This is a genomic window from Streptomyces sp. NPDC111628 (genome assembly GCF_055635195.1).
The window spans coordinates 776,538-800,182 of sequence record NZ_JBVKBZ010000001.1 but is presented as its reverse complement, the minus strand read 5'-3'; the positions used below and the strand labels follow the sequence as shown (position 1 = coordinate 800,182).

Here is a 23,645-nt window from a genome sequence, read left to right as displayed (position 1 = left end):
TTGTTATCCGCCCGTGAGCAAGGGGACGCGAATGGCGGTACGGGGCTTGCCGGACGCAAACGGGGGGTGGCGGAGGGTGACGCCCGGCGGCGGAGCCCGCGGAGCACGGAAGCGGACGGGCACCCGGGGGCGCCCGTCCGCTTCGTGAGGGTGTGTGCCGGGAGTGTGGCTACTCCGTCGCGACCTTGATGGAGCCGTCGACGATGCCCGCCTTGGCCTTCTCCACGGCCTCCTTGGCGCCCGGGACCTCGGCGAACTTCGGGTTGCTGTCGGACAGGCCCACGCCGTCGGACTTCAGGTCGAAGGTGTGGGTGCCGGTCAGCGGCTTGCCGTCCTCGACGGACTTGGCCAGGGCGAAGACCGCGCCGTTGATGTCCTTGAGGGCGGAGGTCAGGATGGAGTCCTTGTAGGCGGCGAGGGCCTCCTGCTTGTACTGGTCCGAGTCGACGCCGATCGCCCAGATCTTCGCCTTGGCGGCGGCCTCGATCACGCCCTGGCCGGAGAGACCGGCCGCCGCGTACACGACGTCGGCCTTCTTCTCGATCTGGCCCTCGGCGGCGGCCTTGCCCTTGTCGGGGCTGGAGAAGCCGCCCTCCTCCGCGGTCTGCGTCAGGTACTGCGAGACGACCTTGACCTTGGGGTCGGTGTCCTTGACGCCCTGCTCGAATCCGGCCTCGAACTTGTGGATCAGCGGGACGTCCACACCGCCCACGAAGCCGACGGTCTTGGTCTTGGTGGCCTTGGCGGCGGTGACGCCGGCCAGGTAGGAGGCCTCGTTCTCGGCGAAGACGAGGGACGCCACGTTCTTGCCCTCGACCACGGAGTCGACGATGCCGAAGGTGGTGTCCGGGTACTTCTCGGCGACGGCCTTCATCGCCGGGCCGTAGGCGAAGCCGACGCCGATCACCGGGTTGTAGCCCTGCTTGGCCAGGGACGTCAGGCGCTGTTCCTTGTCGGCGTCCGTCTCGCCGTCGGTGGGCTCGATGTCGGCGGTCTTGTAGCCGAACTCCTTCTGGGCCCGCTGCAGACCGGCGTACGCGGCGTCGTTGAAGGACTGGTCGCCCTTGCCGCCGACGTCGTAGGCGATGGCGAGGCCCTTGTCGTCACCGCCGTCGTCGCCGCTTTCGCCGCTGGTACCGCCGCAGGCCGTGGCGGCGAGTGCGAGCGACGCGACCCCCACCGCGACGCGGATCAGTCTTGATGTCCGACGCATCTGAAGTTCCCCATTCTCCAAAGCCCCGCAGCGGGCGCTCGGTTCGGCGCACAGTAACGCGCGTAGAAACTCCTGGGAACGGGGTTGCGCGGCGCCGTTATCCATTCGTGCCGCTGGCCTGATACCGCCGGTGCCGCTACGTCACGGCTACTGCACCGCGTCGATGAGCGCCGCCGCGGTGAACATCTCCACGCCGACCGTGATGGCGTGCTCGTCCACGTCGAAGTCGCCCTGGTGGAGGTCGCGGACCGTGCGCTCGCCGGGCGGGCGGACGCCCAGGCGGGCCATGGCGCCGGGCACGTGCTCCAGGTACCAGGAGAAGTCCTCGCCGCCCAGGCTCTGCTCGGTGCCCTCCACGGCATCGGTGCCGCGCCGGGCGACCATGGCGGCCTGGAGCAGTTCGGTGCTGGTGACCTCGTTGACGACCGGGGGGACGCCGCGGACGTAGGTGATCTCGGACTTGGCGCGGTACAGGCCAGCGATCTCGTCGATGGCGCCCATCACCAGGTCGGGCGCCTGCCGCCAGGCGTCGAGGTCGAGGCAGCGCACGGTCCCGGCCAGTTCGGCGTGCTGCGGGATGACGTTCGGGGCGTGGCCGGACTCGATCCGCCCCCAGGTCAGGGCGAGCCCGCTGCGGCTGTCCACGCGCCGGGCGACGAGCGAGGGCACGTCGGTGGCGACGCGGGCGGCGGCGGTGACCAGGTCGGTGGTGAGGTGCGGGCGGGCGGTGTGGCCGCCGGGGCCGTTGAGGGCGATTTCCATGCGGTCGCAGGCGGAGGTGATGGGGCCGACCCTGAGCCCGATCTTCCCGGCGTCCACCCGCGGGTCGCAGTGCACGGCGAGGATGCGGCGCACCCCGTCCAGCGCACCGCCCTCGATGGCGTCGGCGGCGCCGCCGGGCAGCACCTCCTCGGCGGGCTGGAAGACCAGCCGCACGGGCCGGGGCAGCAGGCCCTGCTCGTGCAGGGCGGCGAGGACGAGGCCGGTGCCGAGGACGACGGTGGTGTGCACGTCGTGCCCGCAGGCGTGGGCGCGGTCCGGCACCTGGGAGCGGTAGGCGCAGTCGCTCTTCGTGTCCGGGATGGGCAGGGCGTCGATGTCGGCCCGCAGGGCGAGCATGCGGGGCCCGCCGGACCACTGGCCCGAGTCGGTGCCGGTGCCGATGTCGCAGACGAGTCCGGTGCCGATGGGCAGTACGCGCGGCTTGAGACCGGCCCGCTCCAGCCGTTCCTTGATCGCGGCGGTGGTGCGGAACTCCTGGTTGCCCAGCTCGGGGTGCATGTGGAGGTCGCGGCGGAAGGACACGAGCTCCGCGCGCAGCGCGTCGGGCAAGGTGCCGGGCAGCGCGGCTTCACCGGGAGTGTCGGCCTCGGACTCTGGGGACATCAACACGTTCACCCTTTGCAGCGTAGGGCTCCCGGGCGATCGATGGACCCACGATCAACAAAATTCAGCCCGTTAGGGGAAGAAAACTCGGCCGCCCCACGCATAGCCATCGTCTCGCTTGGGTAAACTCGGCCGCCTTTCCGGCCGAGCCGATCATGAGATCACCGGGAGCGGCCCGACCGCTCCACGGCACCCGTCCTCTTCCCCACGGTTACCACGCGTGGCCCGCTCCACGCGCCCTACCCGGCGCCCGCCACCGCCGACAGCCGGTGCACGTCACGGGCCGAGCCGGTGACGCCGCTCAGGAAACCGCGGGCCCGCGGTGAGGCCGACTCGGTGAGCCAGGCGGGGTCGATGTCGCAGACGGCGACGCGGACCTCGGTGCCGGCCAGCGCCAGCGGGAGGGTGTGGACGACGGTGGAGGGGAAGCTGAGGATGGTGCGGCCGATCGGGCCGCGGCGGGCGATCAGCTCCAGCGGGAGGTCGGGGCGGACGATCTGCAGGCCCGTCTCCACGGCCAGCCGGTGCAGCTTCACGGCGCTCTCGCGGCGGTGGGCGAAGTAGCGGGCCGCCCCGTGGCTCTTGGCCAGGGCGCGTACGGCGTCCACGTAGCGGTCGGCGTCGACGACGCCGGTCTCCACCAGGGAGGTGCCGACCATGTCGGCGCCCTTGGTGATGCGGGGCGGGCCGAAGCGGGACCTGGTCCAGGCGAAGCCGTTCGCGGTGACGGTGACGCCTTCGGGGACGTCCTCGATGGGCATGGAGGAGAAGACCGACACCTGCCGGTCCGGGGTCGGGGTGAGGCGGTGGCGGGCGGACCGGGAGACCGGGGCGAAGAGCAGGTCGCGCGGGCCGGGGCGGCTGCCCTTGCGGTGCCAGCGCACCAGGCGTTCGCCGTGGGCCAGCTGGGTGACGAACTCCATCGTGGCCGTGCCGTCGTCGACGACGACGAGGTCGTGGGCGCGGGTGATGGTGAGGAGCAGCTGCACGTAGCGGGAGAACGGGTCGCCCATCACGATCCGGTCGGCCTGGCGCAGCGCGGTGGTCAGGCCGCCGACCGTGCGGAAGGGGGCGGTGGCGCCGCCGCGCGCCTCCTCCCAGCGGATCTCGTGGCCCTCCTTGCGGGCCAGTTCCGCCATGCGGCGCAGCTGGCCGCGGGTCATCGGGTCGACGGGTGAGAGGACCACGAGGGTGAGCTCCGCGCCGGGTGCGCGGGTGTGCGCCCACTCCAGCACGTTCAGCAGTTGTACCGGGCTCTCGACGAAGGCGAGAGTGCGGGGGCCGGCGTTCCCGGCGCGGGGGCTCATCGGTGGGGGACCGTCCCGTGGTGAGTGACTCGGTGGCCGGGGATCAGACGGTGACGGGCTCGCCCGCGGCGGCGGCGATCTCCGCCTCGGCGACGACGCCGGGGACGCGGCGCAGCTTCTTCATCGGGCCGAGCTCCGAGTCGTAGACCTTCTTGACGCCGTCGCCGAGGGAGGCCTCGATGGTGCGGATGTCGCGCACCAGGCGGGTCAGGCCCTGCGGCTCGACGGAGGCGGCCTGGTCGGAGCCCCACATGGCGCGGTCGAGGGTGATGTGGCGCTCGACGAAGGTGGCGCCGAGGGCGACGGCGGCCAGCGTGGTCTGCAGGCCGGTCTCGTGGCCGGAGTAGCCGATCGGGACGTTCGGGAACTCCTGCTGGAGGGTGTTGATGACGCGGAGGTTCAGCTCCTCGGCCTGCGCCGGGTACGTCGACGTGGCGTGGCACATGAGGATGTTGTCGCTGCCGAGGACCTCGACGGCGTGGCGGATCTGCTTCGGGGTGGACATGCCGGTGGAGAGGATGACCGTCTTGCCCGTGGCGCGCAGGGCGCGCAGCAGCTCGTCGTCGGTCAGGGAGGCGGAGGCGACCTTGTGGGCGGGGACGTCGAACTTCTCCAGGAAGGCGACGGCCTCGGTGTCCCACGGGGAGGCGAACCAGTCGATGTTCTTGGTCTTGCAGTACTCGTCGATCTGGCGGTACTCGTCCTCGCCGAACTCCACCCGGTGGCGGTAGTCGATGTACGTCATCCGGCCCCAGGGGGTGTCGCGCTCGATGTCCCACTGGTCGCGGGGGGTGCAGATCTCGGGGGTGCGCTTCTGGAACTTGACGGCGTCGCAGCCGGCCTCGGCGGCGGCGTCGATCAGCTTGAAGGCGTTCTCCAGCTCACCGTTGTGGTTGATGCCGATCTCGCCGGTGACGTAGACGGGGCGGCCGGGACCGGCCTCGCGGGTGCCGAAGGTGCGGATGCGGGAGTTGGTGCTCATGGCAGGGGGTTCCTTACTTGGACTGGGTGAGCGTGGGGGTGGTTGCGGGAGCGGGGTCGAGGGCGTCCAGGGACGGGCCGAGCAGCCAGGTCGCGATCTCCCGTACGGCGCCTTCGCCGCCGGGGACGGTGGTGACCGCGCGGGCCGCGCCGCGTACGGCGTCGTGGGCGCTGGCGACCGCGACGGGCCAGCCGACGAGGGCGAAGCACGGGAGGTCGTTGACGTCGTTGCCGACGTAGAGCACGCGTTCGGGCGCGATGCCCTGTTCCTCGCACCACTGCTTGAGGGCGAGGTCCTTGCGGTCGATGCCGTGCAGCACGGGGAGCTTGAGCTTGCGTGCGCGGGCGGCGACGACCGGGTTCACCTCCGTGGACAGGATCAGCATGGTCAGGCCGCTGCGGCGCAGGGCGGCGATGCCGAGTCCGTCGCCGCGGTGCACGGAGACGAACTCCCGTCCGTCGGAGTCGATCAGTACCCGGTCGTCGGTCTGGGTGCCGTCGAAGTCGAGGACCACGGCGTCGATGTCGCCCGCTGCGGGGAGGCGGGTGGGAGGGGCGTCAGCCAGGGCGCCGGGCCGGGCCGTGTCGAAGTGCGGGGCGAGGGCGCGGGCGCGGGCGAGGTCGTGCGGGTCGTCGATCTCCAGGACGCGGGCCGGGTCGGTGCGGACCAGTTCGGTGCGGCCGAAGAAGCGGTGCTGGTGCTTGCGGAAGCCGGGGGCGGCCATGGCGTAGGCGGCGCCGGTCTCCAGCAGGTCCTGGGGCCGGTCCTGGCGGCGGGGGCGGTAGGCCTTGTCGTGGTTGACGCCGTGGCCGCCGTCGGACCCGCCCGGTTCGTCGGCGCCGTCCCGCCAGACGAAGCCGTGGAAGGGGGCGACGGTGACGGCCGTGTCCGCGCCGTCCTCGACAACCGCGCCGGCCACTGAGTCGACGTCCTCGCGGACCAGGAAGGGGCTGGTGCACTGGACGAGCAGCACCACGTCGACGGCGGCGCCGTGCAGGGCCTCGTGGGCGTCCATGGCGTGCAGCACGGCGGCCTCGGAGGTGGCCGTGTCCCCGGCGATGGCGGCGGGGCGCAGCACCACCTCGGCGCCGGCCTCGCGGGCGGCGGCGGCGATGGCCTGGTCGTCGGTGGAGACGACGACGTCGGTCACGAGGCGGGCGGCCCGGCACTCGTGTACCGCGCGGACCACGAGCGGGACGCCGCCGACGGGGGCGAGGTTCTTCGCGGGCACTCCCTTGGAGCCGCCGCGGGCGGGAATCACGGCGAGCACCCGGCGCACCGAAGCGCCTTGGCCCGCTTGCGGGTTGGACATGGGTTCTGCTCCTTGCGCAGGTGTCGCGGATGGCGCCGCTGGTGTGGGCGCAACCGCGGAGGTCCCGGGTGCCGGGGCGGGCCCCCGGGTCGGGCCGGTCACAGCTCCCCCATCCGGCGGATCACCGGGGCGACGCGCTGGACGCCGTGGCGGTAGGCGCCGCGGGCCGCGCGGCGGACGACCTGGCGCACCGGGCCGGGCGTGCGGTCCGCGGCCGGGGCGCCGGGCAGCGGCGTGCCGTCGGGGGCGAGGTGGTGGCGGGCGAGGATGCCGGGGAGGTACCCGGGGGCGGTGGCGAGGGTGTAGTAGGGGGCGAGCGGCGGCAGGCCGCCGGGCCGGACCAGCAGGGCGGCGATGCGGGCGCGGGCCTCGTCGAAGGCGCTCTCGTAGCCGCCGTCCGCCGCGACGCCCTGCCGGGCGACCCACTCGGGGTCGGGGGCGGGGCGGTGGCCGGCGTCGAGCTGGTCCCAGGAGGCGAGGCAGCCGGAGCCCACGAAGTGGTGGTTGCCGAGCGCCTCGCGCACCCCGAGGTCGCTGAGGACGACGGTGGGGATGCGGCGGTGCAGGGATTCCAGGGCCGCCGTGGAGCTGATGGTGACCAGGAGGTCGGTGCGGTCCAGGACCTCGCCCATGTGCCCGTAGACCAGGCGGAAGTTGGCCGGCGGGTCGGCCCGCTGCACCAGCTTCTGGTAGGGCAGCTCCTCGATGTGCGTGGTGTGTTCGCCGGGCCTGGAGCGCAGCTTGAGCAGCACCTCGCGCTCGGGGTGCAGCCGGGCGTGGCCGATCAGCCGTTCGAGGAGGTACGTACGGTCCCGGCGGCTGTCCGGCACGGAGGGCTGCGCGGCGAAGACCACGGTGCAGGGGCGCTCGTCCCCGTCGCCCGGCTCACCGGCGTAGGCGGCCCCGCCCAGGAAGGGCAGGGCGACCTCGGTCACCGCGGCGGCGTCGGCGCCGACCCCCTCGTACACGGCGCGAAAACGCTCCGCGTCCTGGCGGGAGTTGGCGAGCACGAGGTCGGCGCCGTGGCGCAGCAGCAGGCCGTCGGCGAGCTTCTCGTAGACGACGCCGACGTATCCGGTGACGACCACGGGCCGTTCGGCGCGGTCCTGCCAGACGCGGCCGAGCCCGTGCAGCATCGCCTGGACGCCGCCGCCGACCAGGGCGAGGACGAGGATGTCGTAGGAGTCCTCGCCCCGCGCTCCGTCCATGGCGCGCAGGAACTCGACGGCGGTCACCTCGCGGAGCGAGTCCGCGCTGACGCCGACCTCGCGCAGCTGGCGGGCGGTGGGGGTGGCTCGGCCGCGCAGGAGGTAACCGTCGAGGTGGATCTCCGTGTCCCCGGGGCGGAGGCGGGTCGCGGTGAGCGCGCCCCATTTCCACCGGGTGTCGGAGTCCGCCAGGACGGCGACTCGCAGGGCCTTCGTTGCACTTGCTGGCACGCCGTAGACGCTAGGAAGCCGTTTCTAGGAACCGCCCAACCGGAATCCAACAAAGGGTGAACAGCACATCGCCGAATGGGGAATCGGCCGGTCCGAGCCGCGGAACAGCATCCGCTTCACCGCTTCGCCACGCCTCGTTCACCTCGTATCAAGCCACGGGTAAAGCCGGATGCCGGAGCGCCGCCTAACGTCCCTCACGTGCCAACTCTCTCCGTCATCGTGCCGTTCTACAACGTGCGGCAATACGCACCCGACACCCTGCGGAGTCTGCGCGCGAACGCGCGGGACGACTTCGAATTCATTCTCGTCGACGACTGCTCGACCGACGGGACCGCGGACATCCTCGCGCGCGCGGAGCACGAGCTGCCCGGGGCGGTCCTGGTCCGACACGAGCACAACGGCGGCCTGGCGACCGCCCGCAACACCGGCATCGACCGGGCGCGCGGCGAGTACCTCACCTTCCTGGACGGCGACGACTGGCTGGCGCCCGGCCACTACGACCGGCTGGTCGCCACGATCGAGGGGCTGGGCTGCGACTTCGTGCGCACCGACCACGTCCAGTGCACGGCACGGGCCCGCACCGTGTACCGGGTGCCGCACGGCCGCCGGGGCGTGGTCCTGCGTCCGCGGGACGCGATCCTGCCGGCCCACCGGTCCACGTCCGTCGACTACGCCTATGCCTGGGCCGGGATCTACCACCGGCGGCTGGTGGAGCGGGGCCTGCTGCACTTCACCGACGGGCTGCGCACGGCCGAGGACCGGCCGTGGATCTGGAAGCTGCACCGGGAGGCGGAGTCCTTCGCCGTGACCGGACTGCTCGGGGTCTTCTACCGGCGCGGTGTGGCGTCCTCGCTCACCCAGATCGGGGACGTCCGCCAGCTGGACTTCCTCCGCGCCTTCGACGAGGTCGTCGCGGGGGCGGCCGCGGACCCCGACGCCGCGAGTCTGCTCCCGAAGGCCGTGCGCACGTACTGCGCGATCATTTCCCACCATCTCGGTTCCATCGAAAGGTTCGAGCCTGCCGTGGCCCGGAAACTGAAGGCGATGAGCGCCGCCGCGCTGCGGCGGATGCCGCAGGACGCGCTCGACCAGGTGCTCGGCTCGATGGACACCGAGCGCGCCACACGGCTGCGGCGGCTGCGCCGGCGTGCGGTCGCGGGCGCGGGCGCGGGGGTGGCCGCGTGAGCACGCAGATCTTCCTGGCGTCGACGCTGTACGGCACGGCCACGCTCGCCGCGGCCCTGGACGCGGGCTGCTTCGACGCGGCCGACCGGCGGATCCTGCTGGTCTCCAACAACGCGGCGACGCCCGAGACGACGCCCGCCGTGGACGGGATGCCCGGATTCGAGCAGGTGCGGTCGCGGTTCGACGACGTGGTGTCGTGGAACGAGACGATCTTCCCCTTCCATCCGGGCGGCTGGTCGCCGCGGGTGGACGACGCACCGATGTGGGAGCGGTATCTGCGGCTGGCCTGGGGGCTCGGCGACGACGACGTGGAGCTCGTCGTGGAGTCGATCCAGGTGCACCCGGCGCTGGGCGTGGCGCAGATCTTCACCGACGCGCCGCTCACCGTCTACGCGGACGGTCTGATGAGCTACGGGCCCACCCGCATCAAGCTCGACCCGCTGGTCGGCACGCGCGTGACGCGGCTGCTCCACCTCGACCTGGTGCCGGGGCTGACGCCGCTGCTGCTCACCGAGTTCGGCGTGGCGCCGGAGATCGTGCCGACCCAGGCGTTCACCAAGGTGCTGGCCGAGCTGGCGGGCACCGGCGCCGGTCTGCCGGACGTCGAGGAACCGGCGCTGCTGCTCGGTCAGTACCTGTCGGCGCTGGGCATCCTGTCCGCCGAGGAGGAGGAGGCCCTGCACGTGCGGATGCTGACGGGCGCCGTCGGGCTCGGTCACACCCGTGTGGTGTTCAAGCCGCATCCCACGGCCCCGGCGCGCTTCATCCGCTCCCTGGAGCAGGAGGCGGAGCGGCTCGGCGTCGACCTCACCGTGCTGGACACACCGGTCCTGGCGGAGGTGCTGTACCAGCGGATGCGCCCGGCGCTGGTCGTCGGCTGCTTCTCCACGGCTCTGCTCACCGCGTCCGCCCTGTACCGCCTGCCGGTCGCCCGGGTCGGCACCGAGATCCTGCTGGACCGGCTGACGCCGTACGAGAACAGCAATCGCGTCCCCGTCACCATCGTCGACGCGCTGCTGCCCGAGCCGGACGACGCCGACGCCGTCGCCGAGCGGCGTCCGGGCCTGGACACCGAGGCCCTGGCGGCGCTGGTGCGGGCGGTCGGTTTCGCGATGCAGGCCAAGATCCTGCCGGAGCTGCGGCCGGCCGCCGAGGAGTATCTGCGGAGCAGTCTCGACGCCCGCACCCGGCGGTACTTCAAGAAGCGGCGGCTCACGTCGTTGGGGCTGCCCGGCGGAATTCCGGAGCGGCTGGCATTCCTGCCGCGCAATGCCACGGCACGCAGGGTCGTGCGCCGGGCGCGCAGTATTCGACGGTCGGTCCAACGCTGAGGAAATGTCCGGTGTCGGGAACATGAACGTGGAATTCCTCGCGTGCCCTGCCCCCTCGCGTTCATTTTCCCTTCACTCATTGGCCGCCCCTTCCCGTGCGATGATCCCCACGGGAAATCTCCCCAGAAAAATCACAACTGGGCTGGTCGTCTATGCGTATCGCCGTCTTCATCGAGAACCGCAACGGTGTCGGTCTCACCGCAGGGATCATGAACGCGCCGGGGGCACGGGAGCACACGTTCCTGCTGGTCACCGCCGACCTCGAAGGGGACGTGGGGCGGTGGATCGAGGAGGAGGCCTCGGCCCGGCTGGACGGGGCGCGGGTGGACAACCTGTTCCGGGAGGAGGAGGCGCTCGCGCACGCGCAGTTCCTGGAGGAGACAGCCCCCCGAATATCGGACTTCGTGCGGACCGAGTCCGTCGACCGGCTGGTCCTCTTCAACGACCGCTCGCAGCGCGGCAGCAGGGTCGCCCAGGCACTCACCGAGACGCTGCCGGTGGTCCTGGTCCAGGACGGGCATCTCGACTTCCACTACAAGAGGCTCGGCCCCGGGCTCCGCGACCAGAACTGGTACTACGGTTCCTCGGGCCCCGCCGCGGTCTGCGTCTGGGGGCCTTCCACCGCCCAGCACCTGCTGTACCGCAGGGCGGACGACGACCCGGTCGTCCACATCACCGGCGCCCTCGGCCACAGCGACGACCCGGACCTGCTGCGTGCCACGCTCAATCCGGCGCCGCGGCCCGCGCGTTCCTCGCGGGAGCCGCTGCGGATCATCGTCCTGGACCAGCCCCTGGGCGACCAGCGCAAACTGGCGGCCGGTCAGCACCGCGAGTACCTGCGGGCGGCCTGCGAGGCGCTCGCCGAGTTCGGTGAGGTCGCGGTCAAGCCGCACCCCTCGACCCTCTCCGGTCACCTGAACTGGCTGGGCACGCTGCCCGGGGTCACGGTCCTGGACGAGTCGACGCTGGTGGACGCGGCCGGCCTGGAGTCCTACGACCTGGCCCTGACGTTCTTCTCCACGTCTTATCTGCAGACCCTGCGCGCCGGTGTCCCGCTGGTGCTGTTCAGCCCGCCGCCGCTGAACATCGTCTTCCCCGCCGTCAATCACGCGCTGCTGCGCAACGTCGGCAGCGTGGGGGAACTCGTGGACGTGGTCGGGCAGTTGCACCGTACGGGCAAGTTCACCGGCAACAACACCGGTGAGCCGCTGACCCACTTCCTCACCTTCCACGACGACGTGGCGGAGCGGATCCTCACGGTGGTCCGGGAGGCGAAGGTCCGTACTCCGCGCGCCGTCCCGGTCTCCGGCGAGGCCTCCCGCGCGCCGGTCGGCACCCGTGCCGAGCGAGCGCTGCGGGCGGTACGGGACCGGCAGCGGCCGCCCCGCTCGCTGGCCGTGCTGGGCCTGGGCTTCGGCTATGTCACGGGCGTGGCGATCCCGGTCCTGACGTACACCCAGGCGCTGCTCGCGCACTCCCCCGTGGACGTCCGCTACATCGACCTGAGCGCGTACTGCCGTACCGAGGACGTGCTCGACGCGCTGCGGGACATCGATGTGGTCCTGGTCAACAGCCTCGCGCCGCTGTGGCGTTCGGCCCTCGGCAACGACCTCGTCGGCACGCTGCTCGCCGAGGACCGGGCGGTCTTCCTGTACGCGCACGAGACCGAGCACGTGATGGCCTACGAGGCCGAGCACAGCGCGCTGCGGCACAAGGAGATGCTGAAGCTGCTGCCGGAGCTGAGCGTGCTGTGCGTCTCCACGGCCCAGGCCGACATGTTCCGCGGGCTCGGGGTCGCCGATCCCGTCGTCGTCTACAACTCCGTTCCGCAGGACACCCACCGGGTCCGCGCCCGGGACGTGCCGGGGGCGCGGCCGCGGATCGTGATGGTCGGCTCCATGCAGGACCGCAAGGGCCTGGACCTCTTCTCCCGGGTCGCGGAGCTCGCGCACGCCGAGGGCCTGCCGTGGCGGTTCGCGTGGATCGGCCACCGCACCCCGCGGATCGCCTCGTCGACCCTGCTCTCCGACCGGGTGACGTGGACGGGCGCGCTGTCCCGGCCGCGGGTGCGGGAGGAGCTGGCCGCGTCGGACGTCTTCTTCCTCTCCTCCGTGGACGACCCGATGCCGCTGTCGGTGGTCGAGGCCGTCCAGCAGCGGCTGCGGGTGGTCACCTACCGTCGGGTCGGCTCCCACGAGGTGCTCGACGGGGTGCCGGGCTACCGCTCCTTCGCCGACTACACCCCCGAGGCGGCGTTCGAGGCCCTGCGGGCGGTACTCGGCGGGCAGGTCTCGGAGGACGACTACCGGGAGGTCGAGGAGCTGTTCGCCATCCCCGCGTTCACCGCCCGGATGACGGCCGCCCTGGGACTTCCCGGGCCCGACCGGGTGCCGCACGGGCGGGACGCCGTGCGGCAGGAGGACCTCGGGACGGCGGAAGGCGATGCTTCCGAAGAGCTGCGGGCGGTGCTCCCGCAGCAGATCCGGCACCTCAACGAGGACTTCAAGCGCCACGTCTCCACGGGGAACGTCGAGGACGCCCTGCGGGTGGGCACCGAGATCCTGCGCCGCCGGCAGCCGGTGGACGTGCTGATCGGCATGGCCGAACTGCAGGCCGCCCGGGGCCGGACCGGCGAGGCGTGCCGGCTGCTGGCCGCCGCGGCCATCGCCGGTGGCGACCGGGGCCGGGTGTGGTCGGAGATCTCCCGGGTGGCGGCCCTGCTCGGCCCGCGCGGCCGGGCCATCCGTCAGCTGGCCCGCAGGGAGTCGGTCAGGGCCCAGGTGACCCATCACTCGGCGCGGCTGCGCAAGGGGGACTGAGCAGCCGACCGCCCGGTGCCGCGGCGGCCGTCCCCCGCCGGACAGCCGGAGTTCCCCAGAAGTTCTCCCGATGGCCCCCTCGGCTGTTCTTCTCCCGCCCGTGCGCATGCCTAGCCTTGCCCCACCCCCACCCGTGTTCCTCGTACTCACGTTCAACTCCGTGACGGATTGAGGTCCTTGACCCATGAACAGCCGTTCCCTCCTCCGCGGTCCGGCGGCCCGGCGCCTGCTGCGCCCGGTCGCCGACCTGATCGACGAGCGCATCGAGCGGCAGGTCCGTTCGGCCGCCCGGCGCGCCGGTGCCCAGGGGGCACCGGGCGGCCCGGACACCGAGACGCTGGTGCGGGACGTCGAGGTGCTCAAGCGCCGGCAGCTCACCTTCGAGCTGCTCTGCGGCCCCCGTGGCCGCGGCATCTCGCGCATGGTGGCCGAGGCTCCGCTGGAACGTCTGTACGCCGAGGTCACGGCCCTGTCCGGGGACCGCGACGCGGCGGTGCGCAACGTCTCCGCCGCGTTCCGGCTGCTGGTCGCGCTGGAGTCGCTGGGCGTCGGCCGGATCGCGGGCGGCACGATGAACATCTGCGGCAAGCTCGGCACCATTCCGCTGCTCGACCCGCCGAACGACGAGGTCCTGGAGATCGGCACGCTGTACGGCATGTTCTCCGCCGGGCTCGTGCGGATGCTGGAGCGCGACGGCCGCGGCCCGAACCTGACCATCGTCGACCCCTTCGCCGGCGTCCAGCTCCAGCCCGGCACCGAGCAGCGCCCCGACCCCACCGGGACCCCGGTCGACGAGCACGCCGTACGCACCAATCTGGGCCTGGCCGGCCCGGCGGGCGCGGCGGCGCGCATCCAGCGCGGGTACTCCGAGGATCCCGGGACCCGGGCCGCCGTCTCGGACCGCCGCTACGGGGTGATCGTCGTGGACGGCGACCACTCGGCCAAGGGCGTCGCCCAGGACCTCGAGTGGGCCGAGGAGATCTCCGCGCCGGGCGGAATCGTCGTCCTGGACGACTACGGCGACCCCCACTGGCCGGGCATCAAGGCCGCCCTGGACGACCACCTGAAGGGCGAGACCCGCTTCACCTACCTGGGCAAGGCCGCGCACTCCGCGTACCTGCGGGCGTCCTGAACACCGATGAACGACCGGACAGCGGTCGAAGGAGTAGTACGAGCGTGACCAAGACGGTCGTGAGCACGTCCATACCGCGGCCGGAGGAGAACGTCTCCCCTCCGGCCCCGTCCGGCCCGGCACCGGCGCCGCCCAGGTCCACGAAGGGGCGGCTGCGCGCCCTGGACGGACTGCGGCTGGTGGCCGCGCTGATGGTGGCGGCGTACCACTACGGCGGGCGCGGCGGTGACGTGACCACGGCCTGGGGGTCGTCGCCGAAGTTCCAGTTCCCGACCCTGCACTCGCTGTTCGCCTACGGCTGCCTGGGCGTGCAGGTGTTCTTCGTGATCAGTGGTTTCGTCATCTGCATGAGCGGGTGGGGGCGGTCGCCGCGGTCCTTCTTCGCCTCGCGCGCCTCCCGGCTGCTGCCCGCCTACTGGGTGGCGGTCGTGCTCGTGACGGCCGTGTTCGCCCTGCCGGTCGTCGCCTACGAGGCGGTCTCGCCGAGCGAGGGCCTGCTGAACCTGACGCTGCTGCACCAGCCGCTGGGCGCCGACCGGGTCCTGGGCGTGGACTGGACGCTGTGGGCGGAGATCCGCTTCTACGCCCTGTTCGCCCTCTGCGTCGTCCTGCCGGGCGCGAGCCGGCGGCGGGTCATCCTCTTCTGCGCCTGCTGGACGCTGGGCGCGGCGATCGCACAGGCGGCCGAGGAGCCGCTGCTCGACCTGGTCCTGATGCCGCAGTACGCGCCGTTCTTCATCGGCGGCATCGGCCTGTACCTGGTGCACCGGGACCGGCGGGACGCGTACGCGTGGGGCATCGTCGCCGTGAGCTGGCTGATCGGCCAGTACTGGGCCGTGCAGGACCTGTGGCGCCCGCCCTCCCCGGACGCCTTCGCCAACCGGACGTCGTTCGGCATCATCCTGATCGTCACGCTGGGCTTCGCCCTGGTCGCCGTGATCGCGCTCGGCTGGCTGAGCTGGGCCGACTGGCGCTGGCTGACGGTCGCGGGTGCGCTGACCTACCCCTTCTACCTCGTCCACGAGCACCTGGGCTGGGTCGTCATCGAGGCGCTCCACCGGGATCTGGGCGTCCCGTCGTACGCCACCTTCCTGCTGACCGTCGCGGCGATGCTCGTGCTGGCCTGGCTGCTGAACCGGTACGTCGAGAACACGCTGACTCCCCGGCTGCGGAGTGCGCTGGCCCGGACACATTGAGCGATACGTGCGATTTTCTGACCGTCGTATCGCGCGTGCCCCCTCCATTTCGGGTGCCGAGGGGGCATCCTCGCCTCATGGCCACTGCGCAAGAGACGCACGAGTACCCCGGTGAGCTGAACGACGTCCCCGGCTGGTTCTGGCCGCTCGACCAGGTGCTGTTCTCCTGGTTCCTGGAGCGGCAGGAACGCCTGGACACCCGCGGCGACCTGCTGGAACTGGGCGCCTACCTGGGCAAGAGCGCGATCCTGCTCGGGCACCGGCTGCGGGACGGCGAGACGCTCACCGTCTGCGACCTGTTCGGCGCCGAGCCGCCGGACGCGGCCAACCGGGCGGAGGCGGCGAAGTCGTACTCCTCACTCACCCGCCAGGCCTTCGAACGCAACTACCTCTCGTTCCACGACGCCCTGCCGAGGATCATCCAGGCGCCCAGTTCCGCGGTCGTCGACGAGGTCGCGCCGGGCACCTGCCGCTTCGTCCACATCGACGCCTCGCACCTGTACGAGCATGTGGAGGGCGACATCCGCGCCGCCAGGGAGCTGCTGGGGCCCGACGGCATCGTCGTCCTGGACGACTTCCGCAGCGAGCACACCCCGGGCGTCGCCGTCGCGGCCTGGGAGGCGGTGCTCAACCGCGGGCTGCGCCCGGTCTGCCTGAGCAGCCAGAAGCTGTACGGCACCTGGGGCGACCCGGAGCCCGTGCGGGAGGAGCTGCTCGCGGCGCTGCGCGGGCACGACGACATCGCCGTGACCGTGGAGCGGGCCGCCGGGCAGCGGCTGGTGCGGACCCGCGCCCGGGGCAAGCGGCTGCGGCCGCCCTCGCTGCCGTCCTCACGGCACCCGGCGCCCGTTCCCGTCCCCGACGCGGGCCGGCCGGACGCCGCGCCGGTGCCCGAGCAGACCGCGCAGGCCCGTCCGGCGCGGGCCGCGGCCCGCACGGCCCGGCCGTCGGCCCGGCGGGACCGTACCCGGCGGCTCGCGCTGGACCTGCTGCCGCCCCTCGTCACGCGCGCGGTGCGCCGGTACCGGGCGGCGCAGCGGTCGAAGGCGGGCGGGGCCGCGGGGGCGGCTCAGTCGAGGCCGTAGTACGCCGCGATGCCCGCGATCACCACGGCCAGCGACTCCTCGAAGTGCCGGTCGTAGTCCGTGAAGATCTCCGCGCCCGCCGCGGCCGTCAGAGGGTAGTCGGCCAGCAGGCGGGCGCGCTCGTCCACGTCGAAGCCCTCCCGGCGCTCGCCGGGCAGGGGCTCGACGCCCTGCTCCTCGGTGACGAAGCCGAGGGTGAACAGGTACGTCGTCGTGTTCGCCCGGACCGCCTGCGCGAGGGTGAGTCCGACGGCCGTGAACAGCCGCAGGCTCTCCTCCATCTGCCCCGCGTGCACCGCGCCGGTGAAGCGTGAGCCGCTGAAGACCTTGGCGCCGTCGCGGTAGCCGAGCAGGGCCGCGCGCAGGCCCCGGTTGGCCTTGAGCAGCCGCTCCCGCCAGGTGTCGGCCGGGTCGAGGGGGGTGGTGGCGACCATCCGCCGGTACATCTCGGTGGCCATCTCGTCGAGCAGCGCCTGCTTGTCCTTGAAGTGCCAGTACAGGGCGGGCGCCTTCACGTCCAGCTCCCTGGCGATGGCGCGCAGGGTCAGGCCGTCCAGGCCGACGTCGTTCAGCAGCTCGAGCGCCGTGTCCGCGACCCGTCGGCGGTCCAGGGGGGCGCGTCGTTCCGTACTCACGCTTGACAGCTTAACGGCGTTAAGGCCATCCTCGAACCCGTACGGGACTTAACATCGTTAAGGAGAGTTGCCGTGAATGTCACGGATACGCCTGCCCTGGACGCGGATGTTCTGATCGTCGGCGCGGGCCCCACCGGCCTCGCCCTCGGTGTCGACCTGGCCCGGCGCGGGGTCCGCGCACTGATCCTGGAACGCGCGGACGGGCTGTTCCCCGGCTCACGGGGCAAGGGCATGCAGCCCCGCACCATGGAGGTCTTCGACGACCTCGGCGTCCTCGGCGCCATCCACGCGGCGGGCGGCACCTACCCGGTCGGCATGGTCTGGCAGAACGGCGAGCGGGTCGGTGAGCACCACATGTTCGACCCGGCGGAGCCGAGCGAGGGCTCGCCGTACAACGAGCCGTGGATGGTGCCGCAGTGGCGCACGCAGGAGATCCTGGCGGCGCGGCTCGCGGAGCTGGGCGGCAGCATCGCCTTCGGCCGGGAGGTCGCCGGTCTCACCCAGGACGCGGACGCCGTCACCGCGCACCTGTCCTCGGGCAAAACGGTCCGCGCCCGCTACCTGGTGGCCGCGGACGGCGGCCGGTCGGCGGTGCGCCGCGCCCTGGGCATCGGCATGACCGGCGAGACCGTCGACCCGAACCCGACGCTGGTCGCGGACGTCCGGATCAGCGGCCTGGACCGCGACAACTGGCACATCTTCCCGCCCCACGACGGCGCCGACTTCCTCGCCGTCTGCCCGCTGGCCGGCACCGAGGACTTCCAGGTCACCGCGCGGTTCCCGGAGGACGCGCACGTGGACCTCTCCCCGGACGGCGTCCGCAAGGTCGTCGCGGAACGCTCGCACCTCGCCGCCGAGGACGTGACCGAGGTGCGCTGGGCCTCCGACTTCCGGCCGCGGGCCGCGCTGGCCGACCGGTTCCGCTCGGGCCGGGTCTTCCTCGCCGGGGACGCGGCGCACGTGCACTCGCCCGCGGGCGGCCAGGGCCTGAACACCAGCGTCCAGGACGCCTACAACCTGGGCTGGAAGCTGGGCGCCGTGCTGGCGGGCGAGGCCCCGGCCGCGCTCCTGGACAGCTACGAGGAGGAACGGCGCCCGATCGCCGCGCAGATGCTCGACCTGTCGACCGGCGTCCACCGCGGCGAGGTGCGGCGCGGCGCGGCGACCCGGCAGCTCGGGCTGGGGTACCGGGAGTCGTCGCTGAGCCTGGAGACGCGGGGCGCCGTCGGCGAGGGCACGGTGCGGGCCGGGGACCGCGCGCCCGACGGGACGGTGGACGGCGTACGGCTCTTCGACGCCTTCCGGGGGCCGCACTGGACGCTGCTGGCGCTGGGCGCCGACGCGCCCGACGGTGTCGTGGGGCCCGCGGTGCGGGTGGTGCGCGGGGGCGCGCGGGAGGCGTACGGGGCGGGGCTGTTCCTCGTACGGCCGGACGGGTACGTGGGGTGGTCCGGGGACGCGCCGGAGGGGCTCGACGCCTACCTGGGCCGGTTCGGGCTGGGCGGCTGAGGCCCGGACCTGGTCCCCGGCCCGCCCCGCGTGACGTCTTCGCCCACGATCACCCGTCCGGGGCAACAGCCCGGCTCAGCGGCTGTCAGAACGCATCCGACGGGACGTACATCCCCCAGACCTCCCGAAGTGCGTTGCACACCTCGCCGACCGTCGCGCGGGCGCGCAGCGCGTCCTTCATCGGGTACAGGACGTTGTCCTCGCCCTCGGCCGCCTTCTTCAGGGCGGCCAGTGCCGAGTCCACCGCCGGCTGGTCGCGTTCCGCGCGGAGCCCGGCCAGGCGTTCGGCCTGCTGGGCCTCGATGGCCGGGTCGACGCGCAGCGGCTCGTAGGGCTCCTCCGCGTCGAGCTGGTAGCGGTTGACGCCGACCACGACCCGCTCGCCGGAGTCGGTCTCCTGGGCGATGCGGTAGGCGGAGCGCTCGATCTCGCTCTTCTGGAAGCCGTGCTCGATGGCGTTGACCGCGCCGCCGAGGTCCTCGACCTTGCCCATCAGCTCCAGCGCCGCCGCCTCGACGTCGTCGGTCATCTTCTCCACGACGTAGGAGCCGGCGAAGGGGTCGACGGTCGCCGTCACGTCCGTCTCGTAGGCGAGCACCTGCTGGGTGCGCAGGGCCAGGCGCGCGGACTTGTCGGTCGGCAGCGCGATGGCCTCGTCGAAGGAGTTGGTGTGCAGGGACTGCGTGCCGCCCAGGACCGCGCCCAGGCCCTGCACGGCGACGCGGACCAGGTTCACCTCGGGCTGCTGGGCGGTCAGCTGCACGCCCGCGGTCTGGGTGTGGAAGCGCAGCATCAGCGACTTGGGGTTCTTCGCACCGAACTCCTCCTTCATCACCCGGGCCCAGATCCGGCGGGCCGCGCGGAACTTGGCGACCTCCTCCAGGATCGTCGTGCGGGCCACGAAGAAGAAGGAGAGGCGGGGCGCGAAGTCGTCCACGTCCATGCCGGCCGCGACCGCGGTGCGCACGTACTCGATGCCGTCCGCGAGGGTGAAGGCGATCTCCTGCGCGGGCGAGGCACCGGCCTCGGCCATGTGGTAGCCGGAGATCGAGATGGTGTTCCACTTCGGGATCTCGGCCCGGCAGTACTTGAAGATGTCCGCGATCAGACGGAGGGAGGGCTTGGGCGGGAAGATGTACGTCCCGCGCGCGATGTACTCCTTCAGCACGTCGTTCTGGATCGTGCCGGTGAGCCGGTCGGCGCTCACGCCCTGCTCCTCGGCGACCAGTTGGTAGAGCAGGAGCAGCAGCGAGGCCGGGGCGTTGATCGTCATCGACGTGGAGACCTTGTCCAGCGGGATCCCGCCGAACAGCACGCGCATGTCGTCGAGGGAGTCGATGGCGACGCCGACCTTGCCGACCTCACCGCTCGCGATCGGCGCGTCGGAGTCGTGGCCCATCTGGGTGGGCAGGTCGAAGGCGACCGACAGGCCCATGGTGCCGTTGGCGATCAGCTGCTTGTAGCGGGCGTTTGACTCCGTCGCCGTGCCGAAACCGGCGTACTGGCGCATCGTCCACGGCCGGCCGGTGTACATCGACGGGTAGACGCCCCGGGTGAACGGGTACTTCCCGGGCTCGCCCAGCTTCTCGGCCGCCTCCCAGCCCTCCAGGGCGTCGGGCCCGTAGACCGGTTCGATGGGCAGCCCGGACTCGGACTCGCGCGTCATGGTGTGATGCCTCCCGCTGAGCACATGTTCGACTTGCTCGAACTACCCGTCATTTACCCGCCGGTACGGGCCGGTCCTTCGACGGACTGTATCCGCGCGCGTGCACCCGGTGGAGAGGCGCACGCTGGGACCTTCCTCACAGCCCCGGAGCGGGCCCGGTCACAACGATGCCGTGCCGTTCGCGGCGCGTCATCCCGGGGAACATCTCTGGGGACGTTCCTGCGGGGCCGTGAGACGACGGGGGGCCGTGATGCGTATGACGGGCATGGGGAGCACGGGATGGGTGGTCGCCGTCGCGCTGGGGACCGTACTGGCCGCGAGCGGCTGCACCGTGCAGGGCACGGGGCCCGACGGCAAGGGCCACGCGCCGGTGCGCATAGAGGTCACCGGCCACCCGCCGAAGAGCACGCCGTCCCCGGACCGGCACCGGCCGAAGAGCACGCCGTCCCCGGACCGGCACCGGCCGAAGAGCACGCCGTCCCCGGACCGGCACCGGCCGTCGAGTGCGCCGCCGGCCGCGCCGGAGGCGGCCAGGGTGCTGTGGAAGCGGGGCGACACCGGCCGGGACGTGCGTGAGCTGCAGGCCCGGCTGCGCCAGGTGGAGTGGCTCGTGGACGGGCCGACCGGGACGTACGACGACCTGACCGAGCGCGCGGTCAGCGGTTTCCAGGGCAAACGCGGGCTGCCGCGGACCGGACGGACGGACTCCGTCACCTGGCAGCGGCTGCTCGGGATGTCGCACGAGCCGGGCAGGTGGGACCTGTACCTGATGGGCGGTCAGCCGGCCGCCGCGCCCGACCCGCGCTGTACGAGCGGCCGGGTGCTGTGCGTCAGCAAGTCGAGCCGCACGCTGCGCTGGATGATCGACGGGCGGACCGTGTCCACGATGTCCGTGCGCTTCGGCTCGCAGTACACCCCGACCCGGGAGGGCGTCTTCCAGGTCTACTGGAAGTCCCGCCACCACGTCTCGACCCTGTACGACTCGGCCATGCCGTACGCCATGTTCTTCAGCGGCGGCCAGGCCGTGCACTACTCCTACGACTTCGCGGCCCGCGGCTACGCGGGCGCCTCGCACGGCTGCGTCAACGTACGGGACGAGGCGGCGATCGCGGATCTGTACGCGCAGGTGAAGACCGGCGACAAGGTCGTCGTGTACTGGTGAGGCGGTGCGGCGGCACGAGTGCCGGGCGGCGAATGGGGCGCGGGCGGGACCGGGGGAACGTGTCCCGCCCGCGCCGAGGTGCACGAGCCGCAGGTACGGGGGGAACCCCGGCTCAGTGCGAAAGCCGATGACCAGTCGGCTCACTCATTACTGCGTCACGGCGGCCGAAAGTGTCACACCCTCGGCGAGAAAACCCTCGCCGTCCGCGAAACCCCAGGTCAGAGGGGTCGCTGGGCTACGCGGCGTGAGGCGCGCCGGTGTGCTGCGGCCGGGGCTGGTAGGCCGAGGGGGTGTGCGGGCCGTGCGCCCGGTCGGGGTGGTGGGGGCGAGCGGGGTGGTGGGGACCGCGCCGGGGCGGGGCTATGTCGGCGTCGTCGTCGCCGTTGCCGCCGTCGTCGTCACCGTCGCCGCCCTTGCCCTGGCCCTTGCCTTTGTCCTGGCCCTGGCCGCTGCCCTTGCCGTTGTCCCTGCCTTCGCCCTCGTCGCTCTTGGCGCCCTTGTCGCCCTTGTCGCTCTTCTCGCCCTGGCTGTCGCCGTCGCCGGTGTCCGCGCGGAGCTCGCCCTCCCGGACCGGCCCTCCCGGGGTGGCCCGGTCGGCGCCGTCCCGGCCGCCGGTGCCGGTTCCGGCGAGGAGACCGCCGCAGTACTTCCCGACCCGCGAGGCTCCGCCGGCCGCTTCCTTCAGCGCGCGGCGGTGGGCGGTGTCGAGTTCCTTGCCCGCGCGCACCGTGCGGCAGGACGCGGCGAGGCTCGACCGCCGGCCGTCGGAGCCGCCGGGCTCCCGGTCGTCGGAGCCGCGGCCCCGGGCCTCGCCGCCGCCCCGCGCGGCGCCCCCCTCGGGCGCGCCCGGGGTGGCGCCCGGCACCGACCCGCCCTGCACGCCGTCCAGCGGCGAGGGCGGGGCGGTCGGACGGTCGGGGGAGGCCGCGGCCGAGACGGTGGCGGCGGGTTCCGGTTCGGTGCGGTCGAACGGTGTCGGCAGCACTCCGGTTCCGGCCGCGGCGGCCACGCCGCCGAGCATGCCGACGGTCAGTGCGGCGGCCAGTCCGAGGCGCAGGGGGCGGCCCCGGCGCGGCCGCCGGGCGCCCTCGCCGCGCGGGCCGATGCGGACGGGACCGGCGCCGGAGGGCCGGTCCACGGCACCGTGCCCGAACGCGGCCGAGGCCTCCGCCGACGCGTCGGCCCGTTCGGCGCGCACCTTGCGGAAGGCGGCCAACGCGGCGGCCTCGCCGGGGAGTTCCTCCCCGGTCGGCACGGGCGGGACGGAGAGCGCACCCAGCGCCGCGACGAGTCGTCCGGCACGGTCGCGGACCGCGGGGTCGGCACTCTCCAGTGGCTCCCCGCGCAGCAGGAACTCCGCCGTTTCGCGGTCCAGCCACTTGTCCTGCTCGTCGGCCATCACATGTCCTTCTGCGTCCGCGCACGCGTATGCGTCACACTCGCGGACGTCACCGCACGACCGCGCGGTTCTCGCTGCGGGGGCAGGGCGTCGAGCCCGCCGCCCGATTCCGGATCGCCGCCGAGCAGTTCGGCCAGTCGCTTCAGGCCACGGTGCGCCGCCGTGCGGACCGCGCCGGGCCGCTTGCCCAGGGTCTCGGCGGCACTCTTGGCGTCGAGGCCCACCACCACGCGCAGGACGACCGCCTCGGCCTGGTCCTGGGGCAGCCGGGCGATGAGGGAGAGGGTGCTGCCGGTGGCCAGCGCCTCCATGGCCTCACCCGCGGTGTCGGACTCCGCGGGCTTGCCGGTCAGCTCCGTCTCGTCGCCGCCGATCACCGGCCGGCGGCCGCGCATGCGGATCTGGTCCAGCGCGCGGTTGCGGGCGATGCGGGCGGCCCAGCCGCGGAACCGGTCGGCGTCGCCGTCGAACCGTTCCAGGTCACGGGCTATCTGGAGCCAGGCTTCGGACGCCACGTCCTCGGCGTCGTGTTCGCCGACGAGCGTGCGGACGTATCCGAGCAGTCGCGGATGCACGGCGCGGTACACGGTCCGGAACGCGGTCTCGTCCCCGTCCTGTGCCGCACGCACCGCGGCGGTCAGCTCCGCGTCGTCCCCCAGCACCGAGAAGCCTTTCTGCGCCTGAGCCGGCGCCGCTCTCGCGGACGTGGTCCTCGCCGTCGTGGTTGCTCCATGGATGGTCGCGGTGGTCCCCCGCGACTCCGTCGCGGGGGCAAGCCCCCCGCTGCATCGGCGCGAATGGCACGTTACGTCTTGAAACCGCCACTCGTCCATGTCCTCCTCGCATTGCCGTACAAGATGCAACTAACCCGTGACGCGGTGAGGTGT

Annotated in this window: 18 protein-coding genes; 8 read left to right on the top strand and 10 right to left on the bottom strand. The window is 72.7% G+C overall.

Going from position 1 to position 23,645, the window contains the following annotated elements; all coding sequences use genetic code 11:
* Window positions 1-169 precede the first annotated feature (169 nt).
* From ACZ7MF_RS04020 to ACZ7MF_RS03995, 6 genes are all read right to left on the bottom strand, one after another.
* Window positions 170-1,213: a BMP family lipoprotein gene (locus ACZ7MF_RS04020; RefSeq protein WP_471474356.1), complete on the bottom strand. Its 1,044-nt coding sequence runs from the start codon at window positions 1,211-1,213 to the stop codon at window positions 170-172.
* A 147-nt stretch (window positions 1,214-1,360) separates the two neighbouring features.
* Window positions 1,361-2,599, bottom strand: coding sequence for a M20 family metallopeptidase (locus ACZ7MF_RS04015; RefSeq protein WP_471474355.1), 1,239 nt, complete (start codon window positions 2,597-2,599; stop codon window positions 1,361-1,363).
* 239 nt (window positions 2,600-2,838) lie between these two features.
* Complete coding sequence (locus ACZ7MF_RS04010) at window positions 2,839-3,906, bottom strand: hypothetical protein (protein WP_471474354.1); 1,068 nt, start codon at window positions 3,904-3,906, stop codon at window positions 2,839-2,841.
* Between the two features lie 43 nt (window positions 3,907-3,949).
* Entirely contained in the window at window positions 3,950-4,888 is a 939-nt protein-coding gene (locus ACZ7MF_RS04005; protein ID WP_007444225.1) for an N-acetylneuraminate synthase family protein, read from the bottom strand.
* 13 nt (window positions 4,889-4,901) lie between these two features.
* Entirely contained in the window at window positions 4,902-6,200 is a 1,299-nt protein-coding gene (locus ACZ7MF_RS04000; RefSeq protein ID WP_471474352.1) for a cytidylyltransferase domain-containing protein, read from the bottom strand.
* 98 nt (window positions 6,201-6,298) lie between these two features.
* A complete protein-coding gene (locus tag ACZ7MF_RS03995) occupies window positions 6,299-7,639 on the bottom strand; it encodes a DUF6716 putative glycosyltransferase (protein ID WP_471474351.1) in 1,341 nt (446 codons plus the stop codon).
* Between the two features lie 198 nt (window positions 7,640-7,837).
* Between ACZ7MF_RS03995 and ACZ7MF_RS03990 the strand changes: the two genes are divergently transcribed.
* The 6 genes from ACZ7MF_RS03990 (at window position 7,838) to ACZ7MF_RS03965 (ending at window position 16,387) form a co-directional block, all read left to right on the top strand.
* Window positions 7,838-8,824, top strand: a complete 987-nt coding sequence (locus ACZ7MF_RS03990) for a glycosyltransferase family 2 protein (RefSeq protein WP_471474350.1) — start codon at window positions 7,838-7,840, stop codon at window positions 8,822-8,824.
* Window positions 8,821-10,155, top strand: coding sequence for a polysialyltransferase family glycosyltransferase (locus ACZ7MF_RS03985; RefSeq protein WP_471474349.1), 1,335 nt, complete (start codon window positions 8,821-8,823; stop codon window positions 10,153-10,155). Before ACZ7MF_RS03990 ends, ACZ7MF_RS03985 begins: the two co-directional genes overlap by 4 nt.
* Before the next feature lie 152 nt (window positions 10,156-10,307).
* Window positions 10,308-12,974, top strand: coding sequence for a glycosyltransferase family 4 protein (locus ACZ7MF_RS03980; RefSeq protein WP_471474347.1), 2,667 nt, complete (start codon window positions 10,308-10,310; stop codon window positions 12,972-12,974).
* 184 nt (window positions 12,975-13,158) lie between these two features.
* Window positions 13,159-14,106: a class I SAM-dependent methyltransferase gene (locus ACZ7MF_RS03975; RefSeq protein ID WP_471474346.1), complete on the top strand. Its 948-nt coding sequence runs from the start codon at window positions 13,159-13,161 to the stop codon at window positions 14,104-14,106.
* 44 nt (window positions 14,107-14,150) lie between these two features.
* Entirely contained in the window at window positions 14,151-15,302 is a 1,152-nt protein-coding gene (locus tag ACZ7MF_RS03970) for an acyltransferase family protein (RefSeq protein WP_471474345.1), read from the top strand.
* 77 nt (window positions 15,303-15,379) lie between these two features.
* On the top strand, window positions 15,380-16,387 hold the full coding sequence (locus tag ACZ7MF_RS03965) for a class I SAM-dependent methyltransferase (protein ID WP_471474343.1): 1,008 nt from the start codon (window positions 15,380-15,382) through the stop codon (window positions 16,385-16,387).
* Here ACZ7MF_RS03965 and ACZ7MF_RS03960 read toward each other — a convergent pair.
* Entirely contained in the window at window positions 16,372-17,022 is a 651-nt protein-coding gene (locus ACZ7MF_RS03960; protein ID WP_356860215.1) for a TetR/AcrR family transcriptional regulator, read from the bottom strand. The genes ACZ7MF_RS03965 and ACZ7MF_RS03960 overlap by 16 nt on opposite strands.
* A 96-nt stretch (window positions 17,023-17,118) precedes the next feature.
* Here ACZ7MF_RS03960 and ACZ7MF_RS03955 point away from each other — a divergent pair, with 96 nt between their 5' ends.
* On the top strand, window positions 17,119-18,531 hold the full coding sequence (locus ACZ7MF_RS03955; RefSeq protein ID WP_471475183.1) for an FAD-dependent oxidoreductase: 1,413 nt from the start codon (window positions 17,119-17,121) through the stop codon (window positions 18,529-18,531).
* 85 nt (window positions 18,532-18,616) lie between these two features.
* Here ACZ7MF_RS03955 and ACZ7MF_RS03950 read toward each other — a convergent pair whose 3' ends face one another.
* On the bottom strand, window positions 18,617-20,197 hold the full coding sequence (locus ACZ7MF_RS03950) for an acyl-CoA mutase large subunit family protein (RefSeq protein ID WP_471474342.1): 1,581 nt from the start codon (window positions 20,195-20,197) through the stop codon (window positions 18,617-18,619).
* Window positions 20,198-20,447: 250 nt separating this feature from the next.
* On the opposite strand from ACZ7MF_RS03950, the gene ACZ7MF_RS03945 reads away from it, so the two are divergent.
* Window positions 20,448-21,359: a L,D-transpeptidase family protein gene (locus tag ACZ7MF_RS03945; protein ID WP_471474340.1), complete on the top strand. Its 912-nt coding sequence runs from the start codon at window positions 20,448-20,450 to the stop codon at window positions 21,357-21,359.
* Between the two features lie 235 nt (window positions 21,360-21,594).
* Here the strand turns inward: ACZ7MF_RS03945 and ACZ7MF_RS03940 are convergent, their stop codons facing one another.
* Together ACZ7MF_RS03940 and ACZ7MF_RS03935 are read right to left on the bottom strand one after the other, a co-directional pair.
* Window positions 21,595-22,758 (bottom strand): hypothetical protein, encoded by a 1,164-nt coding sequence (locus ACZ7MF_RS03940; RefSeq protein ID WP_471474339.1) that lies wholly within the window; start codon window positions 22,756-22,758, stop codon window positions 21,595-21,597.
* Window positions 22,758-23,420, bottom strand: a complete 663-nt coding sequence (locus ACZ7MF_RS03935) for an RNA polymerase sigma factor (protein WP_471474338.1) — start codon at window positions 23,418-23,420, stop codon at window positions 22,758-22,760. Before ACZ7MF_RS03935 ends, ACZ7MF_RS03940 begins: the two co-directional genes overlap by 1 nt.
* Between the last annotated feature and the right edge of the window lie 225 nt (window positions 23,421-23,645).

Coding starts and splice junctions, on each gene's coding strand:
- ACZ7MF_RS04015 (WP_471474355.1), bottom strand. CDS start 2,599: ATGTCCCCAGAGTCCGAGGCCGACACTCCCGGTGAAGCCGCGCTGCCC.
- ACZ7MF_RS03975 (WP_471474346.1), top strand. CDS start 13,159: ATGAACAGCCGTTCCCTCCTCCGCGGTCCGGCGGCCCGGCGCCTGCTG.
- ACZ7MF_RS03950 (WP_471474342.1), bottom strand. CDS start 20,197: ATGACGCGCGAGTCCGAGTCCGGGCTGCCCATCGAACCGGTCTACGGG.
- ACZ7MF_RS04000 (WP_471474352.1), bottom strand. CDS start 6,200: ATGTCCAACCCGCAAGCGGGCCAAGGCGCTTCGGTGCGCCGGGTGCTC.
- ACZ7MF_RS03980 (WP_471474347.1), top strand. CDS start 10,308: ATGCGTATCGCCGTCTTCATCGAGAACCGCAACGGTGTCGGTCTCACC.
- ACZ7MF_RS03940 (WP_471474339.1), bottom strand. CDS start 22,758: ATGGCCGACGAGCAGGACAAGTGGCTGGACCGCGAAACGGCGGAGTTC.
- ACZ7MF_RS04010 (WP_471474354.1), bottom strand. CDS start 3,906: ATGAGCCCCCGCGCCGGGAACGCCGGCCCCCGCACTCTCGCCTTCGTC.
- ACZ7MF_RS03945 (WP_471474340.1), top strand. CDS start 20,448: ATGCGTATGACGGGCATGGGGAGCACGGGATGGGTGGTCGCCGTCGCG.
- ACZ7MF_RS04020 (WP_471474356.1), bottom strand. CDS start 1,213: ATGCGTCGGACATCAAGACTGATCCGCGTCGCGGTGGGGGTCGCGTCG.
- ACZ7MF_RS04005 (WP_007444225.1), bottom strand. CDS start 4,888: ATGAGCACCAACTCCCGCATCCGCACCTTCGGCACCCGCGAGGCCGGT.
- ACZ7MF_RS03965 (WP_471474343.1), top strand. CDS start 15,380: ATGGCCACTGCGCAAGAGACGCACGAGTACCCCGGTGAGCTGAACGAC.